This is a genomic window from Pseudomonas sp. AP19, from assembly GCF_001728855.1.
GTDB lineage: Bacteria > Pseudomonadota > Gammaproteobacteria > Pseudomonadales > Pseudomonadaceae > Aquipseudomonas > Aquipseudomonas fluorescens.
Genome location: NZ_LXJP01000095.1, coordinates 1 through 10,977, shown reverse-complemented (window position 1 = coordinate 10,977; position 10,977 = coordinate 1). Strand labels below are relative to the sequence as shown.

Sequence of the window (10,977 nt, the reverse complement as noted above, 5' to 3'; positions counted from 1 at the left end):
CGGCATCAAAGCCTGGGATGCGGCATAAGAAACGCTCAAGGCCTTTAATATCAAGGCCTTGACCCATTAAACACCATCAAAAAACACCCACTTTTGCGACTCTTCTGAACCCAATAAACATTGGTCCAAACGGTTGCGTTTTGGGGAAGAAATTCACAAGCGAAATCCCACCACCGGCGTCCTGCCGACGAACACCACTCCCAAATCTGTTACACCTCAACTACTGTATGCGCATACAGCACTTGAGTTTCCCACCATGAACATCGACGAAGACACCTCAGCGTGGCTTGGCTGCCCTACGCCCCTGGAAATGTACAAGCACCAGTGCTCTCTGCTGGAGGACGAGCTCAGCGAGACTCAGGCGCTGCTGCGCAAGGCCCGGAAGAACATCGCCGGGCTCGTCCAGATGAATGACGCGCTGGCCACCGGCAAGGCCGAGGCGCAGGCAGTCCTGAAGAAGGCGCTGGCCGAGATCGTAGAGCTCAAAGAGCGATGCTCAGAACCGGCCATCCTGGGCATGAAGCTCGTCGCCGAACAGCGCGACTACCTGCTCAGGGAGAATCAGCGGCTACACGACGAACTTAGGAAAGTCACCGAGCCACGGCCCTGACGTACGCCTGGCACGCCCGCAACGCGATTACGGCGTTATCCCCGTCGTCGGTGATGGCGATAATTCTTTGAGCATGCGATGGGTCAAGTTGGAGTCGACGGGCTGCATGAACCACGCCGACGGCGCCGGAGGTGGAAGGCATGTTGCAGCCACTGGCTGGATCCTCGGCAAGGAGGACTGACAGCCGGACATCAGCAGTAGCAAGCTGGTCACGCAGGCGAGCCTGGTTGCGCTGGGCATCGGATAATTCCTTGGTGTGTTGTTGGTCCTGGGTGGCGAGCTGATGCTCAGTGGCCAAGCGCTTGTCTTGCTCGGCCTGCTGCTGACGCCAGGCCTCACTGGTAATCGCGTCGAGTTCTTTCTGATGTGCTGCACCTTGCTCGGCGAGCTGCTTGCCCAGGCGCCAACCCTGCACCTGCCAGGCAGCACCAGCAGATACCGCCATCAGTACCAGGATCAGCAGCACCATCCCGGCCAACTTCTGCACCGGCGTCACGCCAGCACCTTCAGCGCCTTGTCGTACAGCGCCTGGCGATCGTCCTGGCCGGTGAGCCCGCCGTTGATACGCCGGGTGATCTTCGCGAAGTCGCCCTGATCCGCCAGCGTGTTCAGCCCGCGCGCTGACCAGAACCAGGCCGCCGACATCGCGGCGTGCTTTGGCAGCTCGAGCAGCTCCGGATTGTTGACCAGGTCCAGGCCCAGGGCTTCGCTGCACGCCGCGTAGTTAGCCCGGCCGGTGATCTGGATAAGTCCACGCCCACGATACTTCGAGCCGTCACCCTTGACGGTGTTGCCCAGGTCAGCACGACCTTCGTACGTAAGTTGCTGCGCCGTGGGGCCCCAGATCTCGCGCACGTAGCGCAGCTGGCCGGACTCATGCCCGACTTGGGCGATGAATGCGGCGACCCGCGCCGTGCCCACGATTCCGTAGCGGTTCATGGCGGTGTTCAGTGCAGGAACAAAAACGCCGGCTTGGCGGCCGGCGTTCGGGAGGATCTGCAGCAGTTGCTGCTCGGTGATCGGCATGCTTTTCTCCAGGCGAAAAAAAACCGCTCAAGGCGGACGTGGCGTTCAGGCAGGCTTTAGCCCTCAGCTTCTCCCGCTGAGGCTTGCTCGGCGATATCGGCAGAGGCCTGAATTGTTGGGGGTAATGATGGCGCCGCATCGGGCACCAGGATATGGAGCGTTATCATGTGTTTCAGATCGTAAGGCACGCCTGCCTTGGTCACCGTCACAGTCAGCAGCCCGTCGGCAAACTCGATTTCAACGTCTGCTCGTGAGTCGATCTGATTGACCGTGTAGCCCCAGCCGTCGTCCACCGGCGGGAATGGAACCATGCCTAGGCAGCCGGCAATCTGATAAACACCCTTCGACAATCGCGATGATGTCACAGCGGTATCGCCCTGGGTTACGAAGTCATAGGTAGCGCCCGTTGCGCCAAGGATATTGATTGCTGCTCTTGTCATGGTTAGATTGCCTTCAAGGTGCCATCAGAGGCACGAGTGGTATTTCCGGTGTGGTAGACCTTCAGCCAGACGGACGCGCCTGATGCGGGGTTTCTGTAATAGAAATTACGATCCAGCGAATCAAGGAAAATCTGCGAATAAGTACTTGAGTTGTACTGACCCTGTAGCAATACGCCATAGCCTGAGCCTGGTGCATCGGAGTTTGGCGTCGCCTGAGGATTTACTGAAGTAAAACCAGAACCTGGCGCATCAAAGATATTTGATCTTAAAGGCGCAATAACAACACCAACACCACTTGCCGAAACGGCGGCCTTCGTTACATCAAGCCCAAGGCTCTGGAGCGCACCAGCCTGACTTGTTGAATTTGTCCCCCCCTTACTAAATGGCAGTACTTCATAATTCCCAGTTGTGCCAAGAGCCGCCAGCTTAGGCCCAAATTGGTTGTTCAAGTTGTTAAAGGCGTCCGACAGCATCTTGTCGTAGCCTTGTACGGGGACAATGGCGTAGGCGGCGCCGCTGACTGACGGACCTTTGTATGCAGGCAGGATCGAGATCACGGAGGAACTGGCAACGTTAGCCAGCTCATAGGTTGCTCCGTCCGGACCGACGAAAGCATCGCCATTCCGACTACTGGCGGCAAAATCCACGTTTGTGCCAATAACGGTGGTGCTACCAGTTACGACGGCAACTGTTCCTGCCCTTTGCCAAACCATAATTTTCTCCAAGACAATAAAAATCAGCTCAAGCCTTTATAGAGACTTGGCTATAAAATTAGATTATTGGTTTTGCGAACATAAGAGGAACAAAGAAAGAGTTAGGATTTAAATCGCCAATATTTTGCACCTGCGCTGAAACCTTATTACTTTGATAGTTCCAACTACAACTAAGCTTGCCATAGGTGCTATTGCACGGAATATCAAATGCAATGTTATTAATTAGCATATAATCCCCAGCGCTTAATGGCGCATCAGTATTCCAAGTGTAAATCCACAGGCCGGGCGAGGGGTTCACATAGCTTATTAGATTCCAGCTTGTAATAAACCTCGTAATCTGAGCGCAAGGAGTACCGCTATCAAACAACAGTTTATTATCGCCTCCCCATAGACGCATACCAAAACTAGCTGTCGGCGTCGACTCATATACCGCGAGAAAATACGTGCCTACAGTAGTGGTGGATTCATTTAAAAAACCAGTCCAGTTACCAGGTCCACCTAGCAAGCGCACCCACTGAAAAACACCATTACCATCGGGCTTAGCAAAAATAAGAGGGGGCTCCTGGGATGTAATAGGCGCCTTAAAAACGGCCCCCTTAACGCCTCCCTCTCCGAACCTTGCGTAGTACAAGATAACCAATCTTGAATATTCGGAGTCCAATGTTACAACATCGGAGGTATTCGTAAATAACAAGCCAAAAGACATATCGTCTCACCTATATTTGAATACCAGAACTCTTTGTGTGCTGTTACCAATTCTGCCGGTTGGCTGATTTCTATTTCCAAACCAAACGCGTACACCACCGTCAACTATTTCAGCATCATACTGCGAAGTTTGCGGGCTTTGACTGCCGTTGCTATTTGACCATGCAGCGTTCGGCAAACAAACTCCAGCATGAGTAGAAGGCTTAACTCCGGCAATTGGTATAAATAAACTTCGATCAGCTTGACCAATACTGGTAACTAGTGCGGAATAAACCACTCTAACAGTAAAGCTATTCTCATCAAGCTGAAGATTACCAGCAGCGCCCCAAATTCTAATGCCGGAACTCATTCGTTCAGATCTCCAATTTGAACACGCTTGACACCGTTTGTGTCCCAGAACCTAAGAGAACGATTCGTCATCATTGATCGGCCCTGCCCAGGAACTACGCCATTCATTTCGAACGTGCCGTCGAAGAACAACTTCCAGCCAGTCTGCCCAGCAACATAGTTGTTGGACTGGATGTAGTTACCAATCTTAGCGTTGGTAATAGTGCCGTCCTGAATGAACGCATCCCGGATGAACGTCTGCCCACCAGTTACCGCGAACGGCGATACCGGCGTGCCGTTTGCGAGGTTCAGCAGCATGAACGTGTCAGCCCTTACCACGAACTGCGAAGACACGCCGGACGGATCCACCTGAAGGCCCAGGCCAAACGATGCGGCATACTTCTGCCCCCCAGCCGCGGTTTCCATCTTCACCGACCACAAAGTCGACAACTTGTCATTAGTTGTAGCGAGGGCGGACGAGGTTTGCTGGATCAGCGACTTATTTGTCGCGTCACCGTCCTTCACTTCTGCGCTGAGCTGGACAATTTGTTGTGCGCTTGCCTGCTTGTTGTTAGCCACCGCGCTTTCCAAGAGCGTCACATTGGCAGCGTTTTGATTGATCTTGGCGTCCACTGTCGTGAGGCGCTGTGCCGATGCCTCTTCGTTTGCAGCGACAACCTTTTGTTGGGTGGCGATTGCTGCGGTGCTGGCCCAACCCTTCAGGGCATCTATCTTGTCGCCATTGCCACTTTCCCCTCTGGTGGCGGCGCGCAGCACATTCAGCGTTGAGCCTTGTGCGGTTACCTTGCCGTCAACGGTTTCGATGCTGGTTTTGTTGGTCGCGACCTGCTGCGCCAAAGCGCCAACCGAGCCAATCGTCTGCCCCACGTCCAACCAATACGCGGTATTCGGTGGCGCTTTGTTGACTGGCACACTGGCAATGGCCTGATAGAGCCGCTGCCCCTGGCGCACGGTATCTCCAACGGCGTATGTCTTCGCCGAGTCGTACAACAGGACGTCGTCGAGCGCATCGATCTGGTCCTGAAGGCCGGGGATTTTGTTGATATCGCTCAGCAAGTCCTGGCCAAGCTCTGTCTTGCTGACCTTACCTGCCAGCATGTTGAGGATCGGTCCAGCGTCCGAACTGGCCTGCCCCATCACACCATTCACGATGGGGTAGAACGGACCTATGTTGCCGGTGCGATCCACAAGGCGCGCCCAGAAGAACAGCGTTGCGCCCGCCAGCAGCTGCTGCATGCGGTAGTCGGCCTGCGGGTAAGCCAGGTCGGCCAGCTTTGTTGCCGCCTGCAAGTTGTTCGCAGGGCCATACCAGAGCTCGGTGCGTTGCGTGTCCTCGGCGCCAGCAGGGAAGCCCCACTTGATGCTGATCCCGAACAGTTCGCTGGTGGTGCGCAGGAACGACACCGCCGGGGGCAGGCCGACCTTGCCTTCAAGGTTCGTCAGCGCAGATGTGGTCGGGATCGAGGAAACATTAAGCGCGCTCACCGCCCGGACCCTGGCCATGTATTGTCCGGAGTAGATCCCGCGCACGTCAACCATTTGCTCTGCGGTACGCGGTACCCTGATCCATTCGCGCGCGCCCCACTTCCATTCAACGTCGTAAGCCACGGCCCCCGGGGCCGCATCCCACGCGATGGACATGACCGTCACCGCGATACCCTGCTCTATCACGACGTGCTGGCTCAACATTACACGCGCCGGAGCATCTTGCGTGCCAACGGGTATGCCGGTGATTGGCCGGGTATCCACTACGGCACCGTTATCGATCGCTGGGAACTTGCTCGGGTCGTGTTGGATGACCTCGAGCTGGTACTGGTGCCACTCCGGCCGCGTGACGTTGCGGACGTAGAACTGCATCAGCTTCAGGTCTTCGTAATCGAGGATCCAGCCGCTTTCTGCAACCGGCTGCTCGCTGAAGTCTGCCATCACGGTAACGGCGCGGCCGGCCACCGACTTGACCACCCGGGCTTCGGACTTCCCGCTGGGCAGGTTCACCATCAAGCGCGCGCCCACCGGCACTACGGTGTCCCGGTCAAGGGTCACCACGCGGCCGGCGGCGGCGGAAATCCGGCCGCCGTTATCTCTGCCCACCAGCATAGGGTCGGCCACTGCAATGACCTGGCCAGGCTTGGGGATTCCGCCATCCAAGCCGACTCGCAGGACACCGCCCTGGGTTTGTAGTTTCTCGGTCATCGCCGCCCACTGGCCAGCGCGCTGAGCCTGGCCCAGCGATGTGCATGCGATAGCGCTGACGGAGGTTTCGCGGACGATGCCCCCCAGCTCTACCATCGCCTCATCGTCGAACACTGGCTCCTTGTCGGTCTCGAAGCCCTGATCCGGATTGTCCCAGGCCACCATGTAAAGCGTATGGCGATCGCGCGCGCGGGTGCCCTCGTACTTGATGGCGCCGTTGTTCAGGATCTGAGTTTGGTTGTAGGTGTATACCGGGTCGCCGGGCATATCGGCGTTGACCACGATCTGGCTGCCGTCCCAGTAGGCAAGGCCGTGAAAGATCGATGCCAGGTCCTGCAGAACCGCGTAGGCCTCGGCCTGCTTTTGCAGGTAAAGGTTGCAGGTGAAGCGCGGCTCCATGCCGCCTTTGCCGTCTGGCACCATCTGATCGCAGTACTGCGCAATCCGGTAAAGCGACCAGCGATCAACCATGGTGGCATCGATGCGATCGCCCAGGCCGTAGTAAGGGTGCAGCACAAGGTCATAGAAGATCCACGCCGGGTTGTTGGTGTAGGCCTCTTTGAAAGTGCCATCCCAGATTCCGTTACTGGTACCGGTGCCCGACGTCGCGTACGAGCGCGTCGACGCGTCATAGTTGCTCGGCACGCGAACGATGCGGCCTCGCATCAATACCGCGATCTTGGCGATATCACCGCCGAATGTCTGGGCGTCATACTCGATGGCACTGACCGAGGTAAGCGGATATTCCTGATCGCTGTCGACTACTTCGGCAATCGCCTTGACCACCATCTGGTCGACCACCAGGTCAGAGTTCGCGTTCGGCGTGAGCCGGCGAACCCGGACAGTCCAGCGGTTGCCGCCTGGAAGTTCCAGGCGGTGAGCTCGCTCATACTCGGTGACGTTCTTACGATCGACGAAAGACACCAAGGCCTCTACGTAGGGGCCGCCGTCAGTCGCAATGTCCACGGCGTAATCGATGCGTACCCCGTTGATGTTTCCATCGGCGTCCTGGCTGCGAAGTGCTGGCCAGCTAAGGCGGATTCGCACTGCGTCAGCGACTTGGTTCGTGACGGTGTGCAGCCAAGGCGTGCCAAAGATCAACTCCTGCTTGACGTCGATCTCGTTGCTGGCCTCAGTGATGCCTTGCAGCCGCTCCTGATTTAGATCGCCGTTGCGGAACTGCCATTTAACGCTTGGGTAGTTGATCGTACCGTCTTCGTTCTGGATCGGTGTTCCGTCGAGCTTGACCGAGCGCAGACCGTTGACAGGGCCCACGATTGGCCCCCAGCTCCACATATAAACGATGCGCGCGGTGGATATCGACGGCACGCTATTCTGGGCGATGCTTGGCTTTTTCTCTTTGGCCTGGCCGCCCTTGCCGCCGTGCACGGCACGGCGCTTGGGGGTGATTGCGCTGGGCGCCTTCTTTGCTACTGCGCTCATGCGCCCTCCAGAATGCAAAAACCCGCCGAGGCGGGTTGTGGTATTGGTTGGATCAGATGTTGTCCTGGGTGTAGATCCCCCCCGACTCCACCGCACCGCCGATCTCGCGCTCGCCGTAAAGCAACGGGTATGGGTTGCCCTGAGCGATGGTGGTGACGGCGCCGCCGAAGCCATAGCTTGGATTGTTGCCGTCGTCGTTCTGGTTGTCAGTGGTGGCCGTGGTGGCCGGCGAAAGCATCTGAACCATACCGCCCAGGCCAACCGCCGCGCCGGCGGCCAGCAGGCCCATGCCCAAGGCTGAAGACGTGCCGCCGGTGAACAGGCCGCCGACGATCAGCGCAACGCCCAGAATTGTCTGGAACAGGCCGGCCTGCTTGCTGCCCTGGATGATTGGCTGAATCCGAATGTCGCCCTCGGTCCGGCCAACCATCCCCAGCTCCTCGGAGCCGATGTTTCGCTCGTCGACAAACACCGCGAAGACCATGCCGCGCTCTTCGGTGCTGCGCATGAACTTCTCGAAGCCTGGCTTCATCATGCAGAGCGCTGTCATTGCGTCATGGATGCCGTAGAGGTCGAGTTGGTATTCCTTGCCGAACTTCTTGCCCAGCACCCCGCCGAGTTTGATGGTGCGCATTGTCATGGGCGGTAGTCCTTGTGCCGGAGGATCAGTCGCACCCGGCTGGCCATCGACCAGCCGTAGATCTCGCGCGCCGCCGGGCGGCCTGCCATGTGGTGATAAATGAACGGGCCAAAGCCGCCGAGCGCCGGCGCTGGCTCACTATTCAGCGCTGGCTGGTCGCCGAGGTAGATGCCGGCGTGGTTTGGGAAGTAGCATTCCCGACCCGGTGTTGGCACCTGCAGCACCAGCATGTCGCCGCGCTGTGCCTCGCTCACCTGGTAAAAGCCGACCGCCGCGAAGTTGTCTTCGTAGAGGCTTGGACCTTCCTTCTTCTCCCACCACAGGTCGGTGCGTTCGAAGTTCGGGAGATCCAGGCCGGCCTCGCGGGCGTACCAGTCACGGCAGGCTGCCCAGCAGTCCAACAGGCCATGGGAGAAGTCGCGGCCCAGCAGCGGAGCCTGGAAGCCAGCTGGCTTGAACCACTCGAAGTCCCCGCCGGGCCAGCCCACGATGCCCCAGGGCAGTTCGTGCAATTCGCAGCTGACCCGGTCCGCCATGCTCGGTGTCGGCGCCTTATCGGGGTGACTGTGGATGATCGCCAGCACGTCACCGCGATCTTCGGCGGCGGCCATGTCCTTGTGATCGATCTGGAAGTGTTCGCGCGGCGTCGTGGCCAGGTTCGCGCAAGGCACATACTCCCGGCCGGCGGCTGACTTGATAAGCACGCCGCAGGCTTCTGCCGGGTAGACACGCTCAGCGTGCGCGCGGATCTCGTCCTGCAGTTTTTTATTGATGCGCATGGTCACCTCGATCGCGCGATAAGGCTCGCGCCCATGGACCCACCGAAGCGGCGGGTATTGCCCCGGAGCTTGCAGCTGCTCCACCAGCCGCCGCAGCGGTCCAGCGCGGGGTTATCAGTCGGCTGGTTCTTCTTGTCGAACATCGCGGTGCCGGTATAGGCACAGGCCTCCTGCCGGTACCCGCCACGGCAAGCCCACCTGCACAGCTTGGTAATCTGCTGGGCGGGCAGCATCTGCCCTTCCATGTCGGTTGGGCTCGACAGCGCGAACGTAACCGAGATGCTGGGCAGCGCCTCAGTCTTCTGCTCTATAAACCAGAGGTTCGTCCTGCTCTGGTTGCTGGCTTCCGGATTGCCCTCTGGGAAATTCGCCGCATCCAGGAAGTGGCGGAACGTTTCAATGACCTTGACCTTTGAGCCAGCCAGGTCACGGAACTGGAAGCACAGCGCGGTGATTGCGCCGCGCACCCCGCCGAGCTCATCGTCCACCTGCAGCGTGGGCGTGGCCGGCCTGCCGTCGCCACGGATGTCAAAGCCCTTGGCCTCGATCTGCAACGGCGAGTAGAGCTGGCCCTGCCAGATGATGTCGCCCTCATGGGCGTGCCCGTGGAATCGCCAGATCGTGGCACCCAGACGCGTAGCGTCCAGCTCGTAGAGCCTGATTTGGTTTCCAGGCTCCAGCCTTTGAAGATCGGAGTTGTAAATCATGAGGCCCCACAAACAAGAATCCCCGCACAGGGCGGGGATCGATAAGGGTTAGGGTCGGGGGTTGAACACCTGCTTCACTGAGAAGGTGACGGTATAGATGTTCGCGCCCAGCGCTTTCTTCTTGTATCCGTTGGATCGGTACCAGCCTTCCGGCTCCCCGGGGGGCGAGTAGCGAAACGCCTTATAGCCCTCGTGACGATCAAGGAACTTGATCAGTTCAGGCAGCTCTTCGCCCGCCGAGTCCTCGCCGGTGTGCACAAGGTTCCACACCTGGCTCTTGGTGTTGATGCCAATACCACCGGCCTGCACTATCCCGTCACCGAACGTGTTTTCCCAAGTGCGCTGGCTGACGTCACCGTCGGCCCCGGCCTCAACGTCGAAAGTAAATGTCTCTGCCATCACCGCCTCCACAGCCGGCCACCCTGGCGCATTTCTGCATCCAGGAACTTGCCCATGCGCGCTTCCAGTGCAGCTCCGATAGAATCACCCTGCATCTGCGCATCCTGACTGCTCATCCCTGGCTGGGCCTGAACGGTGACTTGGGCGCTGAAGACGATTTGCGCGGGGCCGCTTGGTGCTGGGTCAGCAGAAGACCCGACCAGCGCCGCCCGGCCATTGCCTGCCGTTTCCAGGCTGCCAACTCCAATACGCGCAACGGGCTGCGCGCCGCTCAGGTTGTTGTCGATCCTGGACAGCATTGCATCCAGCTTCGCGCTGGTTTGAGCTGTGGTAACCCGCTCGCCCTTTTGCAGAAACCAGCTGCCGTCTTCTGGAACCGAGTCGATGCCGTCGTGCGCCATACCCGATAGGGCAGTCATACCAACCGCCTGCGCCAGGGGGCCGGTGACGGTCAGTGCTGTAGCCATCGCGGCAGGCGCAGCTGCTGGACCTATGATCGGAATAGCCGCTGTCGACGCATACGCGTTAAGCCCCGCCTGCAGCGACATCGCCGCAGCATTTGCTCCGAGCGCGGTAGCAGCTCCGACCTGGGTTGCCTTGCCAACGAGCAACTGCACACCCTGGTAGATCAGCCACTGTGCCGCCATGTCGCCCAAGGCCTTGAGCATCGACTTGGCGAAATTTCCGACCATGTCGCCCAGAGCGTCACCTGCATCCTCTGCGCCGCTGGCCACGTCCGAAAAAAACGTGCCCAGACCACCCGTGGCCTCGCTCAGCGCCGTATTGGTGATGTCCATGGCTTGGGCCGAATAGTCCCGCGCAGCATCGGCATAGTTGGCCCACGCCTCGTTGACACCATTCATCCAGTTGGCTTGCTGCTCGTCCGTCGCGGCGTAGAAGTTCTCCTGCGCTAGCAGACGCTTATTCAGCTCATCCTGAAGAACCTGGGTTTCACTGGCGTAAAGCTCCGGCGT

13 protein-coding genes are annotated in these 10,977 nt (G+C 58.7%); 1 reads left to right on the top strand and 12 read right to left on the bottom strand.

Features of this window, described 5'->3' with window-relative positions:
* The first annotated feature begins 256 nt into the window (after window positions 1-256).
* A complete protein-coding gene (locus A7D21_RS32745) occupies window positions 257-610 on the top strand; it encodes a hypothetical protein (protein WP_069553733.1) in 354 nt (117 codons plus the stop codon).
* On the opposite strand, the gene A7D21_RS32740 is transcribed toward A7D21_RS32745, so the two are convergent.
* From A7D21_RS32740 to A7D21_RS32695, 12 genes are all read right to left on the bottom strand, one after another.
* Entirely contained in the window at window positions 591-1,106 is a 516-nt protein-coding gene (locus A7D21_RS32740; protein ID WP_069553732.1) for a lysis system i-spanin subunit Rz, read from the bottom strand. The genes A7D21_RS32745 and A7D21_RS32740 overlap by 20 nt on opposite strands.
* On the bottom strand, window positions 1,103-1,636 hold the full coding sequence (locus A7D21_RS32735) for a glycoside hydrolase family 19 protein (protein ID WP_069553731.1): 534 nt from the start codon (window positions 1,634-1,636) through the stop codon (window positions 1,103-1,105). The genes A7D21_RS32740 and A7D21_RS32735 overlap by 4 nt, the downstream gene beginning before the upstream one ends.
* 56 nt (window positions 1,637-1,692) lie before the next feature.
* Window positions 1,693-2,076 (bottom strand): hypothetical protein, encoded by a 384-nt coding sequence (locus tag A7D21_RS32730; protein WP_069553730.1) that lies wholly within the window; start codon window positions 2,074-2,076, stop codon window positions 1,693-1,695.
* 2 nt (window positions 2,077-2,078) lie between these two features.
* Window positions 2,079-2,801, bottom strand: coding sequence for a pyocin knob domain-containing protein (locus A7D21_RS32725; RefSeq protein WP_141718312.1), 723 nt, complete (start codon window positions 2,799-2,801; stop codon window positions 2,079-2,081).
* Window positions 2,802-2,847: 46 nt separating this feature from the next.
* Window positions 2,848-3,495, bottom strand: coding sequence for a hypothetical protein (locus tag A7D21_RS34965; RefSeq protein ID WP_083272291.1), 648 nt, complete (start codon window positions 3,493-3,495; stop codon window positions 2,848-2,850).
* Between the two features lie 6 nt (window positions 3,496-3,501).
* Entirely contained in the window at window positions 3,502-3,843 is a 342-nt protein-coding gene (locus tag A7D21_RS34960; RefSeq protein ID WP_083272290.1) for a hypothetical protein, read from the bottom strand.
* Window positions 3,840-7,478, bottom strand: coding sequence for a host specificity protein J (locus A7D21_RS32720; RefSeq protein WP_069553728.1), 3,639 nt, complete (start codon window positions 7,476-7,478; stop codon window positions 3,840-3,842). Before A7D21_RS32720 ends, A7D21_RS34960 begins: the two co-directional genes overlap by 4 nt.
* A 52-nt stretch (window positions 7,479-7,530) precedes the next feature.
* Entirely contained in the window at window positions 7,531-8,118 is a 588-nt protein-coding gene (locus A7D21_RS32715) for a tail assembly protein (RefSeq protein WP_069553727.1), read from the bottom strand.
* The gene (locus A7D21_RS32710) at window positions 8,115-8,897 is read right to left on the bottom strand and encodes a C40 family peptidase (protein ID WP_069553726.1); all 783 of its coding nucleotides are present in this window, start codon (window positions 8,895-8,897) and stop codon (window positions 8,115-8,117) included. The genes A7D21_RS32715 and A7D21_RS32710 overlap by 4 nt, the downstream gene beginning before the upstream one ends.
* Before the next feature lie 2 nt (window positions 8,898-8,899).
* A complete protein-coding gene (locus tag A7D21_RS32705) occupies window positions 8,900-9,604 on the bottom strand; it encodes a phage minor tail protein L (RefSeq protein WP_069553725.1) in 705 nt (234 codons plus the stop codon).
* A 48-nt stretch (window positions 9,605-9,652) separates the two neighbouring features.
* Window positions 9,653-10,003, bottom strand: a complete 351-nt coding sequence (locus A7D21_RS32700) for a phage tail protein (RefSeq protein ID WP_069553724.1) — start codon at window positions 10,001-10,003, stop codon at window positions 9,653-9,655.
* The coding region (locus tag A7D21_RS32695) for a phage tail tape measure C-terminal domain-containing protein (protein WP_305885090.1) at window positions 10,003-10,977 on the bottom strand (975 nt) is incomplete at its 5' end. The genes A7D21_RS32700 and A7D21_RS32695, both read right to left, overlap by 1 nt.